Annotated in this window: 25 protein-coding genes; 7 read left to right on the top strand and 18 right to left on the bottom strand. The window is 71.7% G+C overall.

Annotation, left to right across the window (positions count from 1 at the left end; translation table 11 throughout):
* Positions 1-341: 341 nt before the first annotated feature.
* The 7 genes from I8N68_RS25395 to I8N68_RS25425 form a co-directional block, all read right to left on the bottom strand.
* Positions 342-653, bottom strand: a complete 312-nt coding sequence (locus I8N68_RS25395) for a tyrosine-type recombinase/integrase (protein ID WP_200215064.1) — start codon at positions 651-653, stop codon at positions 342-344.
* A gap of 190 nt (positions 654-843) precedes the next feature.
* A complete protein-coding gene (locus tag I8N68_RS25400) occupies positions 844-1800 on the bottom strand; it encodes an ABC-2 membrane transporter-related protein (RefSeq protein ID WP_234040570.1) in 957 nt (318 codons plus the stop codon).
* 5 nt (positions 1801-1805) lie between these two features.
* Positions 1806-2699 (bottom strand): ABC transporter ATP-binding protein, encoded by an 894-nt coding sequence (locus I8N68_RS25405; protein WP_200215008.1) that lies wholly within the window; start codon positions 2697-2699, stop codon positions 1806-1808.
* The gene (locus I8N68_RS25410) at positions 2696-3100 is read right to left on the bottom strand and encodes a GntR family transcriptional regulator (protein WP_200215009.1); all 405 of its coding nucleotides are present in this window, start codon (positions 3098-3100) and stop codon (positions 2696-2698) included. The genes I8N68_RS25405 and I8N68_RS25410 overlap by 4 nt, the downstream gene beginning before the upstream one ends.
* A gap of 276 nt (positions 3101-3376) precedes the next feature.
* Positions 3377-3676, bottom strand: coding sequence for a tyrosine-type recombinase/integrase (locus I8N68_RS25415; RefSeq protein WP_200215065.1), 300 nt, complete (start codon positions 3674-3676; stop codon positions 3377-3379).
* 194 nt (positions 3677-3870) lie between these two features.
* Positions 3871-5124 (bottom strand): hypothetical protein, encoded by a 1254-nt coding sequence (locus tag I8N68_RS25420; RefSeq protein WP_200215010.1) that lies wholly within the window; start codon positions 5122-5124, stop codon positions 3871-3873.
* 315 nt (positions 5125-5439) lie between these two features.
* The gene (locus tag I8N68_RS25425) at positions 5440-5739 is read right to left on the bottom strand and encodes a hypothetical protein (protein ID WP_200215011.1); all 300 of its coding nucleotides are present in this window, start codon (positions 5737-5739) and stop codon (positions 5440-5442) included.
* Between the two features lie 339 nt (positions 5740-6078).
* Here I8N68_RS25425 and I8N68_RS25430 point away from each other — a divergent pair, with 339 nt between their 5' ends.
* Positions 6079-6756, top strand: a complete 678-nt coding sequence (locus tag I8N68_RS25430; RefSeq protein ID WP_200215012.1) for a hypothetical protein — start codon at positions 6079-6081, stop codon at positions 6754-6756.
* Positions 6747-7676: a hypothetical protein gene (locus tag I8N68_RS25435; RefSeq protein ID WP_200215013.1), complete on the top strand. Its 930-nt coding sequence runs from the start codon at positions 6747-6749 to the stop codon at positions 7674-7676. Before I8N68_RS25430 ends, I8N68_RS25435 begins: the two co-directional genes overlap by 10 nt.
* Before the next feature lie 209 nt (positions 7677-7885).
* Here I8N68_RS25435 and I8N68_RS25440 read toward each other — a convergent pair whose 3' ends face one another.
* Both I8N68_RS25440 and I8N68_RS25445 read right to left on the bottom strand, forming a co-directional pair.
* Positions 7886-8875: a hypothetical protein gene (locus I8N68_RS25440; protein ID WP_200215014.1), complete on the bottom strand. Its 990-nt coding sequence runs from the start codon at positions 8873-8875 to the stop codon at positions 7886-7888.
* Positions 8876-9150: 275 nt separating this feature from the next.
* On the bottom strand, positions 9151-10179 hold the full coding sequence (locus I8N68_RS25445) for a DUF4331 family protein (RefSeq protein ID WP_200215015.1): 1029 nt from the start codon (positions 10177-10179) through the stop codon (positions 9151-9153).
* Between the two features lie 462 nt (positions 10180-10641).
* Here I8N68_RS25445 and I8N68_RS25450 point away from each other — a divergent pair, with 462 nt between their 5' ends.
* The gene (locus I8N68_RS25450) at positions 10642-10803 is read left to right on the top strand and encodes a GNAT family N-acetyltransferase (RefSeq protein WP_200215016.1); all 162 of its coding nucleotides are present in this window, start codon (positions 10642-10644) and stop codon (positions 10801-10803) included.
* A 71-nt stretch (positions 10804-10874) separates the two neighbouring features.
* Here the strand turns inward: I8N68_RS25450 and I8N68_RS25455 are convergent, their stop codons facing one another.
* Together I8N68_RS25455 and I8N68_RS25460 are read right to left on the bottom strand one after the other, a co-directional pair.
* Complete coding sequence (locus I8N68_RS25455) at positions 10875-11438, bottom strand: GrpB family protein (RefSeq protein WP_234040571.1); 564 nt, start codon at positions 11436-11438, stop codon at positions 10875-10877.
* A 125-nt stretch (positions 11439-11563) separates the two neighbouring features.
* Entirely contained in the window at positions 11564-13447 is a 1884-nt protein-coding gene (locus I8N68_RS25460) for a propionyl-CoA synthetase (RefSeq protein WP_200215018.1), read from the bottom strand.
* 143 nt (positions 13448-13590) lie between these two features.
* On the opposite strand from I8N68_RS25460, the gene I8N68_RS25465 reads away from it, so the two are divergent.
* Positions 13591-13857, top strand: coding sequence for a hypothetical protein (locus tag I8N68_RS25465; RefSeq protein ID WP_200215019.1), 267 nt, complete (start codon positions 13591-13593; stop codon positions 13855-13857).
* Positions 13858-14005: 148 nt separating this feature from the next.
* Here I8N68_RS25465 and I8N68_RS25470 read toward each other — a convergent pair whose 3' ends face one another.
* Entirely contained in the window at positions 14006-14539 is a 534-nt protein-coding gene (locus I8N68_RS25470; RefSeq protein ID WP_200215020.1) for a hypothetical protein, read from the bottom strand.
* A gap of 98 nt (positions 14540-14637) precedes the next feature.
* Between I8N68_RS25470 and I8N68_RS25475 the strand changes: the two genes are divergently transcribed.
* Both I8N68_RS25475 and I8N68_RS25480 read left to right on the top strand, forming a co-directional pair.
* The gene (locus I8N68_RS25475) at positions 14638-15849 is read left to right on the top strand and encodes a GNAT family N-acetyltransferase (protein WP_200215021.1); all 1212 of its coding nucleotides are present in this window, start codon (positions 14638-14640) and stop codon (positions 15847-15849) included.
* Between the two features lie 69 nt (positions 15850-15918).
* Positions 15919-16251, top strand: a complete 333-nt coding sequence (locus I8N68_RS25480) for a hypothetical protein (protein WP_200215022.1) — start codon at positions 15919-15921, stop codon at positions 16249-16251.
* Between the two features lie 16 nt (positions 16252-16267).
* Here the strand turns inward: I8N68_RS25480 and I8N68_RS25485 are convergent, their stop codons facing one another.
* The 4 genes from I8N68_RS25485 to I8N68_RS25500 form a co-directional block, all read right to left on the bottom strand.
* Entirely contained in the window at positions 16268-16738 is a 471-nt protein-coding gene (locus I8N68_RS25485; protein WP_200215023.1) for a ribose-5-phosphate isomerase, read from the bottom strand.
* A 64-nt stretch (positions 16739-16802) separates the two neighbouring features.
* Positions 16803-18011 (bottom strand): DUF1015 family protein, encoded by a 1209-nt coding sequence (locus tag I8N68_RS25490; protein ID WP_200215024.1) that lies wholly within the window; start codon positions 18009-18011, stop codon positions 16803-16805.
* A gap of 76 nt (positions 18012-18087) precedes the next feature.
* On the bottom strand, positions 18088-18480 hold the full coding sequence (locus tag I8N68_RS25495) for a hypothetical protein (RefSeq protein WP_200215025.1): 393 nt from the start codon (positions 18478-18480) through the stop codon (positions 18088-18090).
* Between the two features lie 129 nt (positions 18481-18609).
* The gene (locus tag I8N68_RS25500) at positions 18610-19233 is read right to left on the bottom strand and encodes a mycothiol-dependent nitroreductase Rv2466c family protein (protein WP_200215026.1); all 624 of its coding nucleotides are present in this window, start codon (positions 19231-19233) and stop codon (positions 18610-18612) included.
* A 219-nt stretch (positions 19234-19452) separates the two neighbouring features.
* On the opposite strand from I8N68_RS25500, the gene pepN reads away from it, so the two are divergent.
* On the top strand, positions 19453-21999 hold the full coding sequence (gene pepN / locus I8N68_RS25505) for an aminopeptidase N (RefSeq protein WP_200215027.1): 2547 nt from the start codon (positions 19453-19455) through the stop codon (positions 21997-21999).
* Between the two features lie 218 nt (positions 22000-22217).
* Here the strand turns inward: pepN and I8N68_RS25510 are convergent, their stop codons facing one another.
* Both I8N68_RS25510 and ctaJ read right to left on the bottom strand, forming a co-directional pair.
* Entirely contained in the window at positions 22218-22631 is a 414-nt protein-coding gene (locus tag I8N68_RS25510; RefSeq protein WP_200215028.1) for a DUF5130 family protein, read from the bottom strand.
* Positions 22618-22920 (bottom strand): aa3-type cytochrome oxidase subunit CtaJ, encoded by a 303-nt coding sequence (gene ctaJ / locus I8N68_RS25515; RefSeq protein WP_443673264.1) that lies wholly within the window; start codon positions 22918-22920, stop codon positions 22618-22620. The genes I8N68_RS25510 and ctaJ overlap by 14 nt, the downstream gene beginning before the upstream one ends.
* Positions 22921-22964 lie beyond the last annotated feature (44 nt).

Here is a 22964-nt window from a genome sequence, read left to right on the forward strand (position 1 = left end):
CCATTGAGGGACGTGATGACGCCGGTTCCTCGCGTACTCCTCTTCGTCTCGCTCGCCGGACCCGCACCATCTGGCAGTGCTGGCACGTCCCGGCTTTGTCAGGGCTGCTCCCACCCGTCCCGGCACCACCCGGAACAGGCTGCCCTCAGCTACGTCCACCTGCTGCGACAGGCAGACGGTGGCAGTCTTCCACCTCCACTCGAACAACAGCGCCTCACGGCGCACCGGATCAGAAGGTTAGGGGTTCGAGTCCCTTCGGGCGCACAGCAGGTCAATGGCCGGTTTCCCAGTGCGGGTGACCGGCCGTTGATCTTTCTGACCCCCACGGTTGACCCCTACGCCTACGCGTCGAAGAGGAAGCCGAGCCGGTCCACCGAGTCCTGCTGCACCCGACACGTCGCCTCCACGTAGATCGACTTGGTGACGGTGGGTGAGCTGTGCCCGAGCACGTCCTGAATCCGTTCGAGCGGCACGCCCTGGTCGTAAAGCAGCGTCGCGCACGAATGGCGCAGGTCATGCACGCGAATACGCCGAACCCCCGCCCGCTCGCACAACTGGTCGAAGTGCCGATTGATGTTGCGGGGCTCGATCGGAGTGCCGATCTTCGTGGCGGTCCCCGGCCGGCTCCCGCTCCGTCCGTTGCAACGCCCGATGACCGCGCAGCACGTCGACCAGACTGAGCGCCAGAGCCACGGCCGGCTCCGATCCGTCCGTCTTCACCGGCCCGAACCGCAGCTCCCCGCCGGTGCGTGGCAACCAGCTATCCGCGATCTTCTTCTAGGTCGCTTCTGGCCGCCCACGCCGACGCCGCGCCGGTTGACGCTCGCTGTCAGTCCGTTCTCCTCAGAACGCGGAGCGCCGGATCCGCCAGAAGACCAGCGCCAGCAACAGCACGGCCAACCCGACGAAGGTGACGGTCTCGATGAGCTGGAAGGTCCAGTATCGCTCAATGGGCTGGTAGACGACCCAACGCTGGATACCGTGGTCGTGGAGGTAGGTGGTGGGGTCGCCGCCCCCTTCACGAGCCTTGCCCTCCATGATGACGGCGCCGAGTCCGGTGATGTGCCGGCCGCCAGCGTCGATGAAGCCCTGGTCCAGGATCATGTCCTGCACGTTGGACGTGCCGTCGGTGATGTCGCCGGATCCTGGAACGAAGGCCTCGACGCGGGTGACCGGCGTGACGAAGTGAGGACGGATCCAGCCGGCGACGGTGAAGCGCATCGCCAAGAACACGACGAACGCCCCGGCGGCCGCCGGCAGACTGCGGCGCAGCACCGCTCCGGCGGCGACACTCAGCGCGAACGCAAACAGTGTGTACGCCATGGGCGCGACGCCCGTGAGGTCGAAGCCTGTGATGTCGAACCCGCCGCCCAGCAGATCAAGCGGTCGCCGATACCAGCCGATCACTGCGGACAGGCCTGCGGCGAGAAGGACGCTGACTGTGCCGAGCGCCACGACCTTGAAGGCCAGCCAGCGCCTACGGGGCACTGCCTGTGTCCAGACCAACTGCCAGGTGCCCGCCTCTAGTTCACGGGCGAGCAGCGGCGCGCCGAGGAACCCGCTGATCGCGTACGGCGCGAAGTTGAGCAGGATCAGCACGGCAGTGCTGTAGCCGTAGTCCTGCTGGAGCCGAACCAGCGCGGAGCGGCAGGCCTGGTCCAGCGGCGGCGCCAGGCAGTGCGCGGAGCCCAGCGGGAACAGGGCGTGCATCGGCCGGCCGAGTATGAAGAGCACCATAGCGACGACGCCGACGAAGATCGCCAGGGCCAGGGCCTCGCTGCGATGCTGGCGCCACATCATCCATGTCATGCCGGCTCCTTGTGGGACCCGGCCTCGAGGTCGACGGGTCGGCGCAGGTAGGCCAGCACCAGCTCTTCCAACCCGACGGGGTTTGCCTGCCAACCGGGCATGATCGCTGCCGCTCCTTGGCGTACCAGCAAGGTGCTGTGTCTGTCGCTGTGCTTGACCTCGACCACGGACCGGGAGCCGCGGGGGTCTGTCTCGATCCGCGGACCCACGAGCAGGCGGTGCTCGGCGAGCAGCGAGTCGATGTCGCCGCTGAGCACGACCTGGCCGTGGTTGATCACGACGAGGTGGTCGCAGACCCGTTCGAGCTCGTGGACGGCGTGGGAGGAGAACAACACGGTCAATTCGCCGTCGGCGACCGCGCCCATGAGGGTCTGCTGGAACTCCTGCCGTGCCAACGGATCCAGACTGGACATCGGCTCGTCGAGCACCAGCAGATTGGGTCGCTTGGCCAGCGCCAGCGCGAGCGCCACCTGGGACTGCTGCCCTCCGGAGAGCGCGCCGGCGCGGGCGTCCAGCGAAATGCCCAGCTGGGTCAGGCGCCGCGCGGCCAGTTCGTGGTCGAAGCGCACGTTGCACGAGCGGCCGAAGCGCAGCAGATCCGCCACGGTGAACTGGCGGTAGAGCGGGTGGTCCTGCGCAAGGAAACCGATGCGGGACAAGGCCCGCACGCTGTTCGTGGTGGGCGATTCGCCGAACACCTCGACCGATCCCACCGTCGGCGTGAGCAGACCGACCGACAGTCGCAGCAAGGTGGTCTTGCCGGCGCCGTTCGGGCCGACCAGTGCGCTGACACGGCCGGGCGGCAGCTCCAGCGTGCAGTCGCGCAAGGCCCAGGCCTCGCGATACCGCTTGCCGACGTTCCGGGTACGCAGCGCCGGCTGGGCCCTCATGCCGTCTTCCTCTTCGTCTTCGTCTTCGTCTGGTGGTGGACGCTGGAGAAGAGGGCGGCGATTGCGTGATCGTCGAGCCCTGCTGCGTACGCCCGGCGCAGCCAGGTTTGCAGGCCGTGTCGCAGCGAGGTGTAGGTCGCCGGGGGCACCGCAGCCGGCAGTGTGTCGTTGACGAACGTGCCGTGGCCGGGCCGGCCGGTGACGAGGTCCCCCTGCTCCAGCTGGCGGTATGCCTTCGCCACTGTGTTCGGGTTGATGGCGAGGGACTCGACGACCTCCCGGATCAGGGGCAGGCGGTCGCCGGGCTGAAGAAAACCCAGCAGGACTGCCTGCTGGACCTGCTGGACCAGCTGCAGATACGGCGGTACGCCGGAGCTGGTGTCGAGCCGGAAGTGGAACAAAGGACCTCCCCTCCTTTACTAAGGGCGTAGTAAAGCAGTAAAGCCAGTAGTTCTCAACGGGTCTCGGCCGGCGGCGACGACCCGGATCCGTCAGCGGTCGGTCAGGCCGCCGATCTCGGCGAGTACGGCGTCCACGAGCGGAAGCACTTGTGCCGCAAGCTGTGGGCGGCGGGTCGGGCCATCCACTGGCCAGTAACCGGCCTCCCCAGCGGGCGCAGGCGGGCACGAGCGGTCCTTCTCCCCGAGTTGGGATCTTGCGTGCCATCCGCGTGCCATTCACCGTCGACATCGGCCCTCGCCGGCGATGCGGCGGTCCATCGTCCGGGCGATCTCGTGGTCGCGCTCGCTGGTGGCGTGCTGGTAGATCAGGGCGGCGCGCATGGTCGCGTGTCCCATGCGGTGCATGAGTTCGCGGGTGCTGGCCCGCGCCGACGCGGCGAGCGTGTTGCCGGTGTGCCGTAGGTCGTGGAAGTGGAAGCCAGCCAGCCCCACCGAGGCGACCGTCTTGGTCCACCTGACGGCCCGCCCGAAGTTGCCGGAACGCAGCGGCGCCCCCTTCGCGCCGGTGAAGATCAGCGCATCGACGAAGGGCTACGGCAAGACCACCGTAGGAGGGAGTTTTGGCTGGAGAAGGAAGTCTCGGCCGAAGCCGCTCGCATGGCAGCCTCCCACGGACTGGTCTGCTACGACCCGCAGTGGGAACTACTCCGGCGGACGGCCGAGGAGCAAACGCCGTGATGCAGGTCGACGCATAGCCGAGCCGATTTGACTCAAAGCCGGTCGTATTGCTCGCGGACCAGCGCATTGACAGTGGCGTCGATGTCCGACGGTCCACCGTTCGCGCTGACGAGCACCACGACGTCATCCCGGTGCGCGATCGCGTTCACCTCGACCCGTCCCTGCTCTTCACCGCTGAAGACCATGGCCCCCGGCACATTGGGGAGGTCCACGCCGTTGATCGTGCTTCGGACAGCCCCCTCGATGTCGACGTAGGACCGCTGGAACTGGTCGGCCACCAGGGGCGAGTCGAATTGGAGCAGCGTGACCTGCACCAAGGCGTGGTCGGGCCGGGTCCACGCCGTCCCCGCGGAGTGCTGCACGTCATCGCGTAGCTGCTCGGCGAGCATCAGTGCCCGGAAGTCCGTGAGCGGCAGGAGCCGGGAGGTGTTGACCCGGTCGTCGGCGGCTGCCGGTTGAGCGGGTGTCGAGTCGGCCGGCGATGCCACCAGCAGCGTCGCGAGGTCGCGGTGCCGGTTGGCGGGCCGGTGCGTCGCCTGCCAGGCGAACGTCCCGACCAGGATCGCCACGGTGAGGGTGCCCACCACGACGCCGGTGACGGGCCAGGGCTGACGCCACCACGGCAGGCGCGCGGGGCGGGCCGACCAGCTCTGGCCGAGCATCAGCGCCGGGAACGGGGTGCTCGGTGCGGCGGGAGCCGACGACCCGGCTCCGACGGCTTCGGCGTCGGGTGTCGGCCCAACCGGGGCGGGCGTGGGTGGTGCCGACGACTGCGGCGACGGCGGCAGAGCCGAAGCGCCAATGGCCAGCAGCATCGTCCCGAACAGCGCGAGGTAGGTGCCGGCGAGGAAGTCAGTGCTGGGTCCATCGCCGATGGGGAATCCGCTAGCGTCGATGGCGGCGCCCGGTGCAAACATCGTCAGCGCCAGCATCAGCGCCAGCATCAGCAGCCGGGCGGCGATCCGTACACCACGGCGCCACTCCGGCCTTACCCACGCCGCCACCAGCAACGAAAGCAGCAGGACCCAACCGGCATACAGGGACGCCTGAATGCCCGGCAGATCGGTCAACGCGTACGTCTTCGCCTCGGCGGTCGGCGCCCCACCCAACAGGCGATCAATGACGTCCTGCCCCGGTCTCGCGACTACCCACGGCAGGGAGTGCGCGTTGACCAGCACGACAAGTCCGAAGAGCATCGTCGCCACGGCCTTTGCACGGCCCTTACCCAGTTCGTCCGTGCCGGGTCGACCCGAGCTGAGGTGCTCCGAGCCAGAGGTGATCTTCACGGTGGACATCATGGCAGCGCTACCGCACGTGGTCGACCCCGATTTCAGGGCAGCGTCAGCCGAGCCGACGGCGCCTCAGGCCGCCGCGCAGAGCCGCCGCGCCCGGATGCGCAGCCGCTCGAGTGCGCGAGAACCAGGCCAAGGCGGACTGTGCCGGACGGCCTGAACGTGGTCTTGGGAACTTACGGATCAGGTGGCGACGGCGTGCCAGCCACGCGCCGGTAGCCAGTGCCTCCAGATCCCGCTACTCGGAAATGCTGGCGCTGAGGACGTCGGCAATGCTCTTGTCGCGCTGCGTTGTGGCGTGCTGGTAGATCATCGCGGCCCGGGTCGAACCGTGGACATACGCGCCATCAGGTCCGCCAGGCTGGCACCTGCGCCGCCGGCGAGGGTGTTACCCGACTGCAGCACCGCGATAGACAGCAGAATCGCCGCAATGGTCAGGCCGAATACGACCGCGATGAGGGCGTCCACCTGAGGCTTCAGCCACGGTCTGCGGTGGGTCAGGGCAAGGATGAGCCACGCCACAGGTGCGGCTACCACAGAGAGTGGCAGCACGTAGATCGACATGTAGAGCCCGCTGAGCCAGTTCGAGTTGAGCCCCAAGAGCACCACGACGACCCCATGAGCGGCGAGAAGGTATGCCAGCGCCCACAGGCATGCCCACCACGGCCGAGAGGACATGGGCTGCGCCCGCATCAGTCACCCCCCCCCCCCGGGTCGCGACCTCAGCGGCGTGCACGGTGCGACCACTGATCGTGCATCGATCTCTGAGATATCGCAGAACCGTCATCCTTCCACGCCGCGTCGCCATCTCCTGCCGACCGTTCGTACGTCGGCCAACCGACAGCGCGGCGTTGCGGGCGTCGGCTGAGCCGAGGCTGTTCAGGGGACACCGGTCCGCCGACATCTGTGGCAGCATCACGCGTCCGTCCGGCACGAGGGAGGGCCACCATGGATGAAGAGCCAACACCACGGGCGGCATGGCCCGACCTGGTCGGCGTCGTCGCGGCCGCGGCGGTCGGACTGCTCGTCGCGGCCCGTGGGTTCCACCTGACGCTGTACGCCGCCTTCACCGACCTGCTGGCCCGCGGGCCTATGGGACCGGGCGTGTACGCGGCGGCGGTGCTCGCGGTGGCGATCGCCGTGCCGGCGCTGCTGCCGCGGCTGCCGGGGTGGCCGGTGGCGGCAGCCGGCCTGGCGGTCTTCCTCGCCGCCGACCTGACCGTCGCCGACGTGACGAAGGTGCTGCTGCCCATCGAGCTGGGCACGACCCGCGAGGTCGCCATCGCGCTCGCCGTCACCGCGGGCCTCGGGCTGGCCCTGGGTGGGGTGCTGCTCGCGCTCGCGCAGGCGTCGCCGGCCGCCGCGTGGTGGGTCGGCGCGGGGCTGGCCGCCGGGCTGGTCCTGCATCCGGTCAGCAGCGAGCTGTTCCGCGCGGTGCTACCCCGACGCGCGGAGTACCCCCCGTTGGCACCGACCGCGCAGCGCGGAATCGTGGACCCCGTTGACGTGGAGCTCTGGCTCGCCCTCGGGCTCGTCGTGGTCGCCGCCGTCGTCGCGTACGTCCGGGGGAGCGGGTACGGCGGGGTCGGCTCCGCCCGGTTCGACCCGGCGCGCCCGTGGCGGTGATCGCCGTCGCCGCGCTGCTTCTCCTGGGTCTCGCACTGCGGATGGGGACGATCCGGGAGCTCCGCCTCAGCTCCGACGAGATGGCCGGTCGGGACCCGGCGATCGAGTCGTTCGCCCAGGTCTCCGCCGTGGTGCTCGCCGCCGTGGTGGCGCTCCTGCTGACCGCCTACGCCTACCGGCTCGGCCGCGCGCGGGCTGCCCGCTGGGTGGTGCTCGGGGCCGCGGCGGCGCCGGTTGCGGTGTTCGTGTTCCCGGACGCCGGCCCGTCGTCGGGTACCCGGACGTCGCTCGTGCTGTTGCTCGGGATCTTCGCGGTGGCTGGCGGTGCGCTGGCGGGTCGGCACGCGGCGCGGATGCTGCCCTGGGACGCGATCGGAGTGGTGGTGGCTGTCGCCGCGACCCCGTTGACCTGGCCGGTGGTCCGGGCGGAACTCCCGTCGGCCGACACGGTCGGGCCGGTGCTGGTCGCGGTCGGTCTCGGCCTGGCCTTTGGGTCCGGCATCGTCCTGGTGACCGGTCCGGCGGAAACGGCGCCCATCGGCGCGGCCGGCACGATGAACGGTCGTGCGGTGGGCTCGCGGGTTGTCGGCCCGGCGGGCGATTCGACTGCTAGTCCGACCGCCGCCGACGCGCCGGCCGTCGCCTGGGTGGGTGAGCCGACCGGTGGTCGGACCCGTCACGCGTCCGTCAACGGCGCCGGTGTGCTCGTCCTCGGGCCGGCCGCGCTGATGCTCTGCGCCACGGCGCTCGCGCCGGTCGTGCTGAGCTCCCAGGTCAGGGGCCTGACGGAGCAGGATCCGTCCTTCACTCTGCCGCTCTTCACCACGGTGGGTGCCGTGCTGCTGGCGCTGCTCTTCGGGTTCGCCCGGGCGGTCGACCGTCTCCGCCGGGATCTGCGCGCCGAGGCCGCCGCGTCCTAGATACCTAGTGCCGCCCGATCCCCTCGCCTAAAAGGTGCTTTCGGCAAAGGACGCAACGTCCATGACGTCCACTGGGTTCGGCCTCGACGGCGCTCCAGCTTGTCCCCGTCCGGGGAGGCTGGACGGTCTACGACTGCCCGACGAGGAGATCCGCACAGCACCTTGGGGCGCAGGGTCCCAGTCCGTACTCGGCTCGACGGGCGGCCGGCTTAGCCATCCCTGCTGGCACTTGGGCTGGTTCCCGACTCCGAGGCGGTCGGAGACGGGTTGGAAGTGGTACTTGCAGTCGCCTCGATCGGCCACGGCACAACGGGCTCGGAAGCCGGAAGATCGGGCTGCGCTCGAACGAATAAGAAGAGTAGGGCGACAGCCGTCACTAAGGGGGTCAGGACGCACGCGACAGTTACCACCACCACGATCCGAGTGCCGTTGCGAGAAGGCTCCAAGGTCTTGGTCTCCGCCTCAACACTCATGCCAGGAGAGCCGGTGGCGGGGTCGGTCCAGTTCTGTCGCCTCGGGAGGGCGTACACCCCCACCGGCAGGAGCACGAGCCACAGCGGTACCAGCAGGGGAGCGAGCGCCGGCCAGATGGGCCACACCGGCTCGGTGAGCATGTTCATGCCCAAGCCCGCCCAGGTGAGGGCGACGCCTGGGAGTAGGCCGACCGTCACCAGGGTGCCGACCAGCAGGGGTACGGGTGGACGTCGCCGTGCCACCAGCCAGAACAGCGCCGCGCCGGCGGCGGCGCCGAGGAGGGTGCCAGTGACCGTGACGGCGAGGAACTTGTCGGGCGCGGCCGGTGCGACGGTCAGCCTCGACCCGCTCGCCGAGTGGGTGAGCGTGACCGTCAGTCCGTCCCGCTCGGCCCGCCAGCCGCACCGGTAGCGCGGCACGCGGCGGAGGCCCTGCCACCCCTGCGTCGCGGCGTTGCGTCGCAGCTGCTCGGTGAGCGCGCAGTCGCCACGGTCGTCGTACCAGAAGGTCACCTGACCCGAGCCGAGGTCGTCGGCAGCGAAATTGACGTCCCACCGGGAGCCATGCACGATCCGATCCGAGTCGTACGGCACCGCATCGGGGAGCAGCTCCGCCGCCACGCTCCGCGCCCGGTCGTAGCTGGGCGGCGTGACGCCGCGGCCGCCGTACCAGGAGCCGACGCTCAGGCCGACCGTGCCCAGCAGCACCGCGCCGAGCAGCAGCATCGCGACGCGCCGCAGCCGATGACCCACCGGCCCACCCCCTGTCACAGTGCGGTAGAGGGTAGCCTGCGCCGTCTATCCGTGGTGCCCGGCGAGTGCCGCTGCAGGAGTGGAAGCCACCGTGGGGGAACGGGCGCGGACGAACCGGACCGATCAAGTTGCCGTCGAGGACCAGGACCAGGCGCGCCGGACGGCTCAGACGTGGAGATCCGCCAGCGACGGAGTCAGCAGAACCAACAGGTCGACCCGCGTGACTCCGTCCGGTGGCGGAACGGCGGTCAGGCGGGCACCACGTAGGGGAACGTGTCGGAGCGGGCGTTCTTGGTCACGTCGGGGGTGAGGCCGGAGGTCATGCCGGTGTTCAACACCAGGGAGAACATCACCTCGGGTGCGTTGTCGGCCATGGTGCGCCCGTTGCGGACCGCGAAGCCGTAGTTCGCCTGCGTCCCGAGCTGATATGTCAGCAGGTCGGGATAGACCTGCCGGGCCACGCTCCAGCCGTACGCCTGCGGATCGGGGGCGGTCCCGTTGGCCGCGACGACGCGTGCGACGGCCGAGGCGATCTCCTCGCCGTTCTCGCTCAGGTCCTTTGAGGGGTGCCGGGCGTTGGCCGGGTTGGTGAAGTCGGTGTCGGTGGGCCAGAAGATGGGCCACATCATGGGGTGGCCGGCGCGGTTGATCGGCCGCCACCCGCCCGCGTCGGTTGCCAGCTTCGTGGTGCACCAGACGCCGATCTCGGTGCCGTCGGGCAGCAGGAGCAACGGCTCGTCCCGGGAGACCTCGAGGACGATCGACTCGACCGTGGTGCCGGCGAAGCTGTTCTTCGCGTTCTCCGGCCGCCACTTCGACCGGTCCAACTTTGCGCCGTCCTTGAAGGCGGCGTTGACGGTGGCGAGTTGGTCCAGGTCTATGTAGAACGGGTCGCTGATCCGCCCGGCCCAGATGCGCAGGTTGTCGCTGCTCGTCACCTCGCCGGTCATCCCCTCGAGAAGGAGCCTGCCGGTCGCGCCGTCGTCGCGGGCTTCCGCGCCGGTGAGCGCGTGCAGGGTCAGCCACTGCTTTCCCGAGCCGTCCGGCTCGCCGAAGGCGACCCGGTAGGTCAACTCCTCAAGCTCGCCGCCGCTGAAGTGAATCTTGAATTCGTATCGTGCCTCGTGGTGGAAGCCCCGCTTGATGTCGGCTTTCGTCACGGAGCTGTTGACGTCCATGACGAAGACCGTGCCGCGTTCGCCCTTGAAGACGAACAGATCGTCGGTGTAGAGCTGGCCGCTCTGCGCGGCCAGCGGGGTGTCCAGGTGATGCGACATCGGTTGCTCCGAGACCTAAAGGTGTTTTATGACGATTAGGACGATAACGGCGCAAAACCTGGTTTTCCGGGAGAGCGCCAGATCGCTCCTGCCCTTCAAGGAACGTGGCCGCGGCTGCCGGCCCGTCCATCCGTGGGGAGGCGGTCCGAGGCGAGCGGACCACTCGCGTCCCCCGGCACTGCGAACTGACGGTTTCGGGCTGCGGCCGTCCGACGAGGTGGACTCCCCGGCCGGGTTCGCGGCCTTCGTGGCCCGGCTGACCGACGCGTCGGATCCGGCGAAGCCGCTGGGCGCCGGGCGGGTGCACTGCAAATACCGATGGATCGTCGAGGGTGACCAGGTGCTCGGTGGGATTGCATTCCGGCACGAGCTGAACGACTTCGTGCTGCGGGTCGGCCATATCGGCTACGGCATCCGGCCGTCCGCGCGCCGGCGAGGGTCGCCACCTGGGCGCTGGGCCGAATGCTCGACGAGGCGCGGGTACTCGGCTTGGACCGGGTGCTGATCATCTGCGAGGCGGACAACGTCGCCTCAGCGAAGACGATCGAGCGCCACGGCGGTCTCCTCGAGGGGTTCCGGGACACCGAGCTCGGCACCGTGCGGCGTTACTGGATCAAGAACTAGCCCACCAGGCTGCCTTCGCGGGCCCAAGCGCCGGTCCACCTGCCCGAAGGGCAGATCTGCTCGCCCCTGCCTCATCCAGCCCGAATGCCGGCCCTCCTCTCTATCTCCCTGACGAACGCCCGCTTGTCCCTCGTATAACAGCCGGAGTCGGCCGCGTGCCGGGCGGCGAGGTCGCGTTTGAGGGCGAGGTAGGAGTCGGCGTCTGCTGGATGCGAGCGGAGGTAGTCGCGGAAGGCGATAAGGCGACGCCAGTAGTGGCTGTCACGCTCGGTGATGTGCAGGTGATGGGTGCGGAGACGGGTGAGGTCCTCGGGACCCTTCCGGAAGACCCGGCGGCTCGGGTCGTCAGCCTCGGACTCGGGTGTGTAGGTGTAGCCGATTCCCCGTAGGCGCTCTACGAGCTCTGAAAAGCCGTCGAAGTCCCGGACAGCGGCAAGGATGTCGATTACCGGCTTCGCCGCCAGGCCGGGGACTGACGTGCTCCCGACGTGTTCGACGGCAACCAGACAGTCCCTGAGCGTGTGGATCAACAGCTCGGCTTCCTCGGCATAACGCACGGGCCAGGCTGGGTCGTACCTGTGGAGACGAACCGGCGCTGCTCGATACCAGGGTGCTCCACCTGCCTGCCCGCCCATGTGCCTCTTCCTACCGAGCGGGTGCGACAGCTTCCGTTCAGGCGGCAACCGCGCTGCACCGCTTCGCCGCCGGCTGACGGGAGGCGACCACGTCGCCGGATCGGTCGCCCTCGGGCTGGGCCGGCTCAGTCGGCGGCACTGCCGAGGCCGCGGAAGACGGCCAGGGTGGCCGGATCGTCGATGGTCGCGGGGGCCGGCTCGTCGCGCCCCTCGACCAGGCCACGCATCGTCCGGCGGAGGATCTTGCCGGATCGGGTCTTCGGCAGGGCCGGGACCACGGTCACCCGGCGGAACGCGGCCACCGGGCCGATCCGCTGCCGGACCAGGGCGACCAGCTCACCGGTGAGGGCGTCCGGGTCGACCTCGGCCCCCGCCTTGAGCACCACGTACCCGCTGGGCACCTGACCCTTGAGGGCGTCCGCGACCCCGATGACCGCGCACTCGGCGACCGCGGGATGGCCGGCCAGCACCTCCTCCATCGCCCCGGTGGAGAGCCGGTGCCCGGCCACGTTGATCACGTCGTCGGTACGCCCCATCACGTACAGGTAGCCGTCGTCGTCGAAGCGCCCGCCGTCGCCGGTCAGGTAGTGGCCGGGGAAGGTGGACAGGTAGGAGCGGACGTACCGGTCGTCGTCGCCCCACAGGGTGGGCAGGCAACCCGGTGGCAGGGGCAGGCGGATCACGATCGCGCCGTCCGTGCCGGGCGGGACCTGGCGGCCGCCGCCGTCGACCACCCGGACGTCGTACCCGGGGACGGGCACCGACGGGGAGCCTGGCTTGAGCGGCAGCGGCTCCAGGCCGCGCGGGTTCGCCGCCACCGGCCAGCCCGTCTCGGTCTGCCACCAGTTGTCCACCACCGGTACGCCGAGCTGCTCCCCCGCCCACGCCCAGGTGTCCGGGTCGAGCCGCTCACCGGCCAGGAAGAGGGTACGCAGGCAGGACAGGTCGTACCCGGCGATCAGCGCGCCGTCCGGGTCCTGCCGGCGGATGGCCCGGATCGCGGTCGGCGCGGTGAAGAGCGCGGCCACCCGGTGCTGGGCGACCACCCGCCAGAACGCGCCCGCGTCCGGGGTGCCGACCGGCTTGCCCTCGTAGAGCACGGTGGTCGCGCCGGTGAGCAGCGGCGCGTACACGATGTAGGAGTGGCCGACGACCCAGCCGACGTCGGAGGCCGCCCAGAAGACGTCGCCCGGCTCGATGCCGTAGATGTTGCGCATCGACCAGCGCAGCGCGACGGCGTGCCCGCCGTTGTCCCGCACCACGCCCTTGGGCCGGCCGGTGGTGCCCGAGGTGTAGAGGATGTAGAGCGGGTCGGTGGCGGCGACGGGTACGCAGTCCACCGGTTCGGCGTCCGCCATCACCTCGTCCCAGGTCAGGTCCCGGCCGGGCAGCACCGGCGCGGGACACTGCGGGCGCTGCACGATCACGCAGTGCGCGGGGGCGTGTGCCGCCTCGGCCAGCGCGGCGGTGAGGATCGGGTGGTAGTCGACGACCCGGTCCACCTCGATGCCGCAGGAGGTGGCCACGACCACGGTGGGCCGGGCGTCGTCGATCCGGACGGCCAGCTCGTGCGCGGCGAAGCCGCCGAAGACCACCGAGTGCACCGCGCCGATCCGGGCGCAGGCCAGCATGGCGATCACCGCCTCCGGCACCATGGCCAGGTAGAGCAGCACCCGGTCGCCCCGGCCGACGCCGAGCCGGCGCAGCGCCCCGGCGAACCGGGCGGTCTCTGCCAGCAGCTCCGCGTAGCGGTACGTGCGCACGGTCCCGGTGACCGGGCTGTCGTGGATCAGCGCGGGCTGGTCGCCACGGCCGGCCGCGACGTGCCGGTCGAGGGCGTTGTGGCAGGTGTTCAGGACCGCGTCGGGGAACCAGCGGTACAGCGGCGCCGCGCTGTCGTCGAGGATCCGCTCCGGCGCCCGGTACCAGTCGATGTCCGTCGCCGCGTCCCGCCAGAAGCCGGTCGGGTCGGCGATGCTCCGCTCGTACGCTGATCGATACGCGCCCATGGCCCCATGCTGGGCCGCCGACGTCCGGCTCCACGACGGCCGGCCGGGGTCGGTGCGCCGGACGCACCGCCCGGGTCGCCGAACGGCCGGCGGGCGGGTGGTTCGTCGTTTTCGTCCGCCGGGACCGGGGTACCGGGACCGCCATGGAGACGAACACGAACGCCTACCTCGTTGGTGGTCCGCGCGACGGCAGCAGCCAGGACGCGGGTGACCGGGCCCTGCTGGAGATCGAGATCGACGGCATGATCCACCGGTACATCCGGACCACCAAGCAGCACGGTGACCACGGCACCATCTACAACTACGACGGCATGGTGGCCCCGGGTGGCGGCGAGCCCGGTGTCGAGGATCCGGCCGCCCGGGTCGCCTCGCCGAAGGCGGACGCCGAGGGGCACGGCCGCACGCACTGACCGGCGGCTCAGCGCGGCGGGCGGACGGATGAACCCGGCCCGGTCGGGTAAGCAGCCGCCGTCCTGGTGGAGTGACGACCGGTGTCGCGGCATTCCGCGACCGGGCGCGCGGGCGGGCGGCGGCCGCCGACCCGCCCGCGGCTCCTGGTCAGTTGCCAGTGACCCAGTTCCAGGCCGTCACGACCCACTCGGTCTGCTGCAGGTAGGCCACGCCCACCCCGGCCAGGAAGAGCGCCGTCACCAGATGCGCGCCCCGGGCACTCCGGCGTACCCGGCCGAGCTGCCGCTCCCAGATCAACCGGCCGAGCAGGCGGGAGAGCGCGAAGAGGCCGACGGCGGTGAGCAGGCTCAGCACGAAGGTCAGCAGCGGGGCGCTCAGGTCACCGCGGCCGGAGATCGCCCAGATGCCCCAGCACACGAAGGCGAAGAGGCCGCCCGCCGCGCTCCACTCGCCGCCCCGGCGCAGCTGGGCCAGGTGCCAGCTCAGCGGCCGGCGAGGGCCGGAGTCCGCCGACCAGTCGGCCGGGTCGACCGCGGGGAACGGCTCGGTGCGCGGGGTGCGCGGCTGCCCCACGGACGCCACCCCCCGGCGGTACGGGTCCCGTTGCGTCGGCACCCCGACACCGGGCTGCGGCGGCACCTCCACGGTGCGCTCGGCCCACGGCTGTGTCTGGTCCGCCATCTCGTGTCCTCCCCCTGACCGACGCCGGCCACCTTTCCGAGCGTAGCGAGCCGGCAAATGGGTCGCCGACCCCGACCGTGATGGGTTAGACACATCCGATGACCGATGTGGTGGTACCGGGCGCCGGGGACTTCGACGAGATCGCCGGGCTGCTCGCCCTGGCGTTCCACGGCGGCCTCGACCAGGAACTCCTGGAGGTCGAGCGGGGAGTCTTCGAGCCCGAGCGTGGCCTGCTCGTCCGCGACGGCGGGACGGCGGTCGCGCACGCCGCCGCGTTCACCCGGGAGCTGGCGGTGCCCGGCGCCAGCGTGCCGGCGGCGCACGTGACGATGGTCTCGGTCGCCCCGACCCACCGCCGCCGGGGCCTGCTCACCGGGCTGATGCGCCGGCAGCTGCGGGAGATCCGGGACGCCGGGCGGGAGCCGATCGCGGTGCTCTGGGCCAGCGAGGGCCGGATCTATCCCCGCTTCGGGTACGGCCTGGCCGCGCAGCGGCTCACCGTCCGCTGCGACACCGCCGGGCTGCGCCTGCCGGCGTCGGCGGCGGGCACGCTCCGCCTGGACCGTCCGGCCGCGCGACAGGCCGAGCTGGCCGAGCTGTACGAGCGGGTCCGCGCCGGCCGCCCCGGCTGGTCGAACCGGGACGAACACTGGTGGCGGTACGTGCTCGCCGACGTGAAGAGCCTGCGGGAGGGCGCCACCGAGCGCCGGGTGCTGCTGCACGAGGGGCCGGCGGGGGTCGACGGGTACGCGCTGTTCCGGACGAAGGATGCGTGGGAGCCCACCGGCCCGCGCGGCGAGGTGCGCGTCGACGAGGTCGTCGCCGCCGATCACGACGCGTACCTGGCGCTGTGGCGGCTGCTGCTCACGATCGACCTGACCCGGCGGCTGTCCGCCCCGATCGCGGTGGACGAGCCGCTGCTGTGGCTGGTGAACGAGCCGCGGCAGCTCGACGCCCACCTCTCCGACACGCTCTGGGTACGGGTGGTCGACGTGCCCGCCGCGCTGGCCGCCCGGCAGTACGCGACCGACCTGGACGTGGTGATCGAAGTCAGCGACGAGCTGCTGCCGGAGAACACCGGCCGGTGGCGGCTGGTCGGCGGTCCGTCGGGGGCGACCTGCACGGCCAGCACCGGGCCGGCCGGGCTCGCCTGCGACGTGCGCGCCCTCGGCGAGCTGTACCTGGGCGGCACCGGTCTCGGGACGCTGGCCGCCGCCGGCCGGGTCCGGGAGCTGGTGCCGGGCACCGTGGCGACCGCCGGACCGGCCTTCGGCTGGCACCGGGCCCCGGCTGCCATGGAGGTCTTCTGACCCGCCGCCGAGGAAGAACCGGCCCCGGCTCGGGGCGGAACGGGCCCGGGAAGGCGGTACGGTCGGCTGATGGGTGATGCGGAGCGACGGCGGCGCCGGCTGCGGCACCACGGCGACGCCGAGAGCGGGTTGCCGGCCCCGGACGGGCCGAGCGCGACGACGGCCGGCGTGCACGACGAGCCGCCCCGCGGCCGGCGGCCCGGCCCGGCCGTTGAGGAGGGCGAGCGGGGGCTGCGCGGCCTGGTCGGCTCCGGCTCGTCCCAGGTGGGGGTGACCGCCGCGCTGCGGGCCCGGGACGCCGCCCGGCCGACCGACGCGGACCTGGCCGAGGCCGAGGCCCGCGTGGTGATCGTCCGGCGCAACTGGGTCCCGCGCGAGGACCTGCCCCGCTCCGGGCGCTGAGCCCGCCGGCCGGCGGTCAGGCCGGCAGGTCGGGGAGCTGGCGGCGCTGCTCGTACGACGCCACCTGGTCGATCCGGCGGGAGTGCCGGGGGTTGCCGGAGAACGGCGTGGTCAGGAACGCCTCGACCAGGGCGGTCGCCTCGTCGAGGGTGTGCTGGCGGGCACCGACCGCGACGATGTTCGCGTCGTTGTGCTCCCGGGCGAGCTGCGCGGTGTCGATGTTCCAGGCCAGCGCCGCGCGGACGCCGGCGACCTTGTTCGCGGCGATCTGCTCGCCGTTGCCGGAGCCGCCGATGACCACGCCGAGGCTGCCCGGGTCGTCGACCACGCGGGCGCCGGTGTGCAGGCAGAACGCCGGGTAGTCGTCGTCCGGGTCGAAGGCGTGCGGGCCGACGTCGACCACCTCGTACCCCTGCGTGGCCAGGTGGTTGGCCAGGTGCACCTTCAACTCGAAACCGGCGTGATCGGATCCCAGGTAGACGCGCATACCGCGCAGTCTGACAGGCCCGCCTCCGTGCCGCCGCGCGGGCGGCGGCACGGAGGCGGATTCGTCACAGGTTCGCCCGGGACAGTTCGGCGACGACCAGGCCGCCACGCGCCTTCGGGGTGAACCAGGTGCTCTTGCGCGGCATCTTCTCCCGGGCGAGGTTCACCGCGACGAAGTCGTCCACCGTGACCGGGGCGATCAGCACGGCCAGCTCGGCCCGGCCGGCGTCGACCTCCCCGGTGAGCCAGCTCGCCGGGTAGTCCCCGCCCACATAGGTGATCCGCTTGTCGCCCGGGTCGAGGCCGAGCGCGTCGCGCAGCAGCAGCCGCTCGACCAGGGCGTGGTCCAGGTTCTCCAACCGGCCGCCGGCGACGTGCGGCAGGGTGACCGCGTACCCCCGGCCGGCGAGGTAGAGGTGGACGGCGCCGCCGGCCGCCGGGACCTCGACCGGGCCGGCGAGCTCGGCGAGCTCCGCACCGGCGGCGCGGAGCCGGCCGAGCAGCTCGTCGGGGGTCGTGGTCAGCTCGCTGACCAGCCGGTTGTAGGGCTGGATGGCCACCGACGCCGGCGTGGTGATCACCGAGAGGAAGCGGGGCAGCCCGCCGGTCTGGGCGGCCAGGCTGCGGTGGTTGCCGTCGGCGACCACCAGCTCGCCGCCACCGGCGAGGGCGGTCAGCGCGTCCTGCTCCGGGCCCGGACCCAGCAGCCAGATGGCGTGCGTCCGCCCGGACTGGTCGACGTCGGTCGCGGCGGGCACGCCGGCCGACTCGGTCGCCGCCGCCAGCGCGGCGTGCAGCTCGTCGCCACGCCCGGTCTGCAGCAGCAGTACCGGCGAGAGCAGGTGCCCGAGCGCCTCGGCGAGGGCGACCCGCTCCCGCACCTTGGCGATGAAGACGTCCTCGTTGCGGATCACCAGGCCGGGCTCGTCGGCCCGGGTGGAGATCTGGTCGGTGTCGACCATGGCGAAGAGCCCGTACGCGGATTCCTCGCCCGGCGCGCTGATCCGGTAGAGCACCACGACCTGCTCGGCCGGGGTGTAGCTGCCGTCCGCCTTGGCCTCGGCGAGCCGGGCCACCGCGTCGGGGAGTGCGTCGAGGAAGGACTTCCCCAGGCTCTCCGGCGCCCGGTGGGGCATCTCGATGCCGAGGGCACTGTGCGGGTTCGCCTCGATGATCGCGGTGATCTCCGCGTCGTCGGCGAACTCGTCGTAGTTCTGCGCGCCGGTGCCGCCAGTGGTGATCCAGGCCCGGGCGATCGGATGCACGACCGTCATGCCCACCGACGCTACCCGCGGCCTCCGGCCCGCCGGACCCGGACCCGGACCGCGTCCACCAGATGAAAGGCGGCGCTCAGCCGTTGCGGTCGAGCGGCGCGTGGACGGTGCGGTGCCGGCCGGACGTCGGGGCGGCACCGGGACGGCGGCCCGGGACGGAGCCGTCCGGGCCGGCCGGGTAGGAGGCCGTCGCGGCGGCGGCGAGCCGGACGGTGGTCGCGCCGGCCCGGAGCGGACCGGGCGTCCGGGTCGGCAGGCCCGCGTCGGCGGGCGGCGTCATCCGGGAGGTGGCGACCACCCGCGCCACGCCCACCACGATCGGCGGGGCCAGCAGGTCGGCCATGTCGGCCGGCAGGGACGGGCGGACGGCGGGCCAGTCGGCCTCGTCCACGGACCAGTACGTCGCACCGGGGTCCTCGGTCGCCGTCTCCTGCGGCGCGTCGTCGGACGTATGGCGGTGCTTAGCCATGGGAGTGCCTCCTCCGAGCTGCCGGACGCGGCCCTGCGGGCCGTCGGCTGGGACACCCGGTGAAACGAGCCCCGCACCGGCCCGGTGACGCCGGGAACGGTGCGGGGCTCGGGGAATGCCGCCGGCCGGTCAGTCGAAGATCGGCCCCAGCTCCCGGGAGCGCTTCAGCTCGTAGAAGCCGGGGGTGCCGGCGACCAGCAGTACGCCGTCCCAGAGCCGGCCGGCCGCCTCGCCCTTCGGTGCCGGGGTGATCACCGGGCCGAAGAAGGCGACCTTGCCGCCGTCCGGGCCGGGGGCGTGGATCACCGGGGTGCCCACGTCGGTGCCGACCGGCCGCATGCCTGCCTCGTGGCTGGCCCGCAGCGCCTCGTCGTACGCGGGGGACTCGGCGGCGTCGGCGAGCGCCGGGTCCAGCCCGACCTCGGTGAGCGCGCCGACCAGCATCTCCCGGGCGAGGGGCTCCTTGCCGAGGTGGATCCGGGTGCCCATGGCGGTGTAGAGCTTCGCCAGCACCTCCGCGCCGTGCGCCTGCTCCACGGCGATGCAGACCCGCACCGGGCCCCAGCCGCTCTTCATCAGTTCCTGGTACTGCTCGGGCAGGTCCCGGCCCTCGTTGAGCACGGACAGGCTCATCACGTGGAAACTGATGTCCACGGGCCGGACCTTCTCGACTTCCAGCAGCCAGCGGGACGTGATCCACGCCCACGGGCACAGCGGGTCGAACCACATGTCCACGGCGACACGTTCGGTCACGGTGAGATCCCTTCACGACAGGTGCGCCGGTGAACCCGGCGCCTCCCCCGATCCTCACCCCGAGCAGCACCGACTGGTACCGGAATGAGAGCGTGACCTCAACCACCGAAGGTGTCGGTGCATGGAAGACTCGGACCGGGCCGGCCTTCGCGAGCGGGCCGGAAAGGCCGGGGCCGCCGGGGCGCGGCGCGAGTGGGATGGAGACGAACAGTGCCGGGAGTGCGCAACCTGACCCAGGTCGAGGCCACCGAGCGGGCCCGCCTGCTCGACGTGACCGGGTACGACATCAGCCTTGACCTGTCGAGCGCGGTGCTCGCCGACGGCCGGACGTTCCGCTCGGTGACGGAGGTCCGGTTCCGCTGCGCCGAGCCGGGGGCGACGACCTTCATCGAGGTGGCCGCCGAGTCGGTACGGTCCGCGACGCTCAACGGCGCGCCCGTCGACGTCTCCGGCTGGTCGGCCGACAAGGGCCTCACGCTGTCCGGCCTGGACGCGGAGAACACCCTGGTGGTGGACGCCGACTTCGGGTACTCGAACAGCGGGCAGGGCCTGCACCGCACGGTGGACCCGGTCGACGGGGAGACCTACCTCTACAGCCAGTTCGAGACGGCCGACGCGCAGCGGGTCTTCGCCTGCTTCGACCAGCCCGACCTGAAGAGCGTCTACGCCTGGCACGCCACCGTGCCGGACCACTGGCGGGTGGTCTCCAACATGCCGGTGCAGCGGGAGGAGCCGGCCGGCGAGGGGCTGAAGACCGTCCACTTCGTGGAGTCGGCGCGGATGAGCACCTACATCACCGCGCTCTGCGCCGGGCCGTACCACGAGGTGCGGGACAGCCACGACGGGATCGACCTGGGCGTCTTCTGCCGGGCGTCGATGGCGCGCTACCTCGACTCGGACGACCTGTTCCTGATCACCAAGCAGGGCTTCGACTTCTTCCACGAGCAGTTCGGAGTGCGTTACCCGCTGCCCAAGTACGACCAGCTCTGGGTGCCGGACTTCAACGCCGGCGCGATGGAGAACTTCGGCTGCGTGACCCACGCCGAGTCGCACTACATCTTCCGCTCGCAGGTCACCGACTTCGAGTACGAGCAGCGGGCCAACACGATCCTGCACGAGCTGGCGCACATGTGGTTCGGTGACCTGGTCACCATGCGCTGGTGGAACGACCTGTGGCTGAACGAGTCGTTCGCCGAGTGGGCCAGCCACTGGTGCAACACCCACGCCACCCGGTTCTCCGAGGCGTGGACGACCTTCCTGTCGATCCGGAAGAACTGGGGCTACCGGCAGGACCAGCTCTCCTCCACCCACCCGGTGTACTGCGAGATGCCGGACCTGGAGGCGGTCGAGGTCAACTTCGACGGCATCACCTACGCCAAGGGCGCCAGCGTGCTCAAGCAGCTCGTCGCGTACGTCGGCGAGGAGCCGTTCGTGGCCGGGCTGCGGGCGTACTTCGGCAAGCACGCCTGGGGCAACGCCACCTTCGACGACCTGCTCTCCGAGCTGGAGACGGCCTCCGGCCGGGAACTGCGCAAGTTCGCCGCGCAGTGGCTGGAGACCGCGCAGGTCAACACGCTGCGCCCCGAGGTGACCATCGGCGCGGACGGCGCCTACGAGCGGGTGCTGGTCCGCCAGGAGGCGCCGGCCGGGCACCCGACGCTGCGCACCCACCGGATCGGGGTGGGCCTGTACGACCTGACCGACGGCCGGCTGGTCCGCCGGGAGCGGGTCGAGGTGGACGTGACCGGCGAGCAGACCGAGCTGTCGGCGCTGCCGGGCAAGCCGGCCGCGGACGTGCTGCTGCTCAACGACGACGATCTGACGTACACCAAGCTGCGGCTGGACGAGCGGTCGATGGCGACCGTGGTCCAGCACATCGCCGGCTTCGAGTCGTCGCTGGCCCGGGCGCTGTGCTGGACCGCCGCCTGGGACATGACCCGCGACGCCGAGCTCGCCGCCCGCGACTACGTCGCGCTGGTGCTCGCCGGACTGCCCGCCGAGACCGACATCAACCTGGTCACCGCGACCCTGCGGCAGGCGACCACCACGCTCACCTTCTATGCCGACCCGGCGTGGGCGCCGACCGGCTGGGCCGGGCTGGCCCGGACCGCGAAGGACGCGCTGGCCGCGGCGGAGCCGGGCAGCGGCTTCCAGCTCGCCTGGGCCCGGGCGTACGCCTCCGCGGCCCGCTCGGCGGAGGACCTGGCGACCCTGCGCGGCTGGCTGAACGGCGGCGAGGTGCCCGCCGGGCTGACGGTGGACACCGAGCTGCGCTGGACGGTGCTGCAGTCGCTGGTGGCCAACGGTGCCGCCGGGGCCGCCGAGGTGGAGGCCGAGCTGGCCAACGACCGCACCACCAGCGGCGAGCGGGAGGCCGCGTACGCGCATGCCCTGGTGCCGACCGCGGAGAACAAGGCGACCGTGTGGGCGCAGCTGACCGGCTCGGAGGCGCTGCCGAACTGGCGCAACCGGGCGCTGCTGCAGGGCTTCACCCACCCGGCGCAGGTGGAGCTCACCGCGCCGTACCGGGACAAGTACTTCGCCGCCGTCGCCCAGGTCTGGGCGCAGCGGGACAGCGAGCCGGCGCAGGAGTTCGTGCAGCTCGCCTACCCGGCGTACCTGGTCGAGGAGGACACGGTGGCGGCCACCGACGCGTGGCTGGCGCAGGAGGGCCACCCGGCGCCGCTGCGCCGCCTGGTGGCCGAGGGCCGCGACGGTGTGGTCCGCGCGCTGAAGGCCCGCGCCAGGGACGCCCGGAGCGCCTGACCGAGCAGTACGCGGCCGGGGCCGGCGTGGGCGAACGCCCGTGCCGGCCCCGGCCGTCATGGTCGCCATGGGAGGCCTGCTCGGCACCGTGGGGCCGGACGACGCCGTCGAGGTGAGCGAGCCGTGGCCGATGGGCTCGACCCGAGCATCTGGCCCCGCTGACGACAAGGCCCGGCCCGCCGATTCCGGGGGCCGGGCTCGTGTTCGTCCGGGCGGGCTCAGCCCTTGCCGGCGTGGCTGGCGAGCTGGTCGAGGCCCTGGATGATGCCGCCGGCCAGGTCACCGCCGCCGAAGGACGCCACCATGGAGAGCGCGGCGAGCTTGGCGTACGTGTCGGGGATCCGCTTGCGCGCGTAGCGGCCGGTGACGATCTCGAGCTGCCGCTGGTTGGGCGACACGGCGATCAGCACCGACTTGTCCGGCTCGGCGAGCTGCCGGTGCAGCCGCTCGGCATGCTCCCGGATCGGCTCGTCGAGGCCGCCCACGTAGATCGAGAAGACCAGGCCGGTGCCCTGGTCGGCCAGGCGGAGCGCCTCGTCGATGCGGAGCAGCTGACGGGTCGAGAAGGGCCCGTCCAGCACCTGGGGCGGGGTACCGGTCCCCGTCGTGGCCTGCTTCTCACCAACGGTCACTTGCGCCTCCGGTTCCACCGGCCGGCGCCTCGACGCCGGCCTTCTCAAGCTTGCGGCTGGTCAGCGCCGGCGCCTGCGCGCCCGCGGCCAGCGCGGTGCCGGCCGAGTCGGCCAGCTGCTCCGGGCGGCCCAGGAACCAGACCGGAGTGAAGTCGAAGGGTCGGCCCGGCCGGTAGCGCTTGGCGCCGCCACCACCGCCACGGCCGCCGGCGAGTGCCAGTCCGGCGATCACCAGCACCGCGGCCGCCGGGATGCCGACGAAGATCAGCAACGTCTCGGTAACAGACAATCCCAACGCCCCCAGGCGGAAAGAGAGACCAGAGAATTTCCGGG

Source organism: Micromonospora coerulea, from assembly GCF_016598485.1.
GTDB classification, from domain to species: domain Bacteria; phylum Actinomycetota; class Actinomycetes; order Mycobacteriales; family Micromonosporaceae; genus Micromonospora; species Micromonospora coerulea.

Bases quoted from the DNA above. Each gene is read 5' to 3' on its own strand.
- I8N68_RS25480 (WP_200215022.1), top strand. From the start codon at position 15,919: ATGGGTGATGCGGAGCGACGGCGGCGCCGGCTGCGGCACCACGGCGAC.
- I8N68_RS25490 (WP_200215024.1), bottom strand. From the start codon at position 18,011: ATGACGGTCGTGCATCCGATCGCCCGGGCCTGGATCACCACTGGCGGC.
- I8N68_RS25470 (WP_200215020.1), bottom strand. From the start codon at position 14,539: ATGGCGGACCAGACACAGCCGTGGGCCGAGCGCACCGTGGAGGTGCCG.
- I8N68_RS25475 (WP_200215021.1), top strand. From the start codon at position 14,638: ATGACCGATGTGGTGGTACCGGGCGCCGGGGACTTCGACGAGATCGCC.
- I8N68_RS25465 (WP_200215019.1), top strand. From the start codon at position 13,591: ATGGAGACGAACACGAACGCCTACCTCGTTGGTGGTCCGCGCGACGGC.
- I8N68_RS25405 (WP_200215008.1), bottom strand. From the start codon at position 2,699: ATGAGGGCCCAGCCGGCGCTGCGTACCCGGAACGTCGGCAAGCGGTAT.
- I8N68_RS25460 (WP_200215018.1), bottom strand. From the start codon at position 13,447: ATGGGCGCGTATCGATCAGCGTACGAGCGGAGCATCGCCGACCCGACC.
- I8N68_RS25440 (WP_200215014.1), bottom strand. From the start codon at position 8,875: ATGCTGCTGCTCGGCGCGGTGCTGCTGGGCACGGTCGGCCTGAGCGTC.
- I8N68_RS25450 (WP_200215016.1), top strand. From the start codon at position 10,642: ATGCTCGACGAGGCGCGGGTACTCGGCTTGGACCGGGTGCTGATCATC.
- I8N68_RS25445 (WP_200215015.1), bottom strand. From the start codon at position 10,179: ATGTCGCATCACCTGGACACCCCGCTGGCCGCGCAGAGCGGCCAGCTC.
- I8N68_RS25400 (WP_234040570.1), bottom strand. From the start codon at position 1,800: ATGATGTGGCGCCAGCATCGCAGCGAGGCCCTGGCCCTGGCGATCTTC.
- I8N68_RS25455 (WP_234040571.1), bottom strand. From the start codon at position 11,438: ATGGGCGGGCAGGCAGGTGGAGCACCCTGGTATCGAGCAGCGCCGGTT.
- I8N68_RS25495 (WP_200215025.1), bottom strand. From the start codon at position 18,480: ATGGCTAAGCACCGCCATACGTCCGACGACGCGCCGCAGGAGACGGCG.
- I8N68_RS25485 (WP_200215023.1), bottom strand. From the start codon at position 16,738: ATGCGCGTCTACCTGGGATCCGATCACGCCGGTTTCGAGTTGAAGGTG.
- I8N68_RS25430 (WP_200215012.1), top strand. From the start codon at position 6,079: ATGGATGAAGAGCCAACACCACGGGCGGCATGGCCCGACCTGGTCGGC.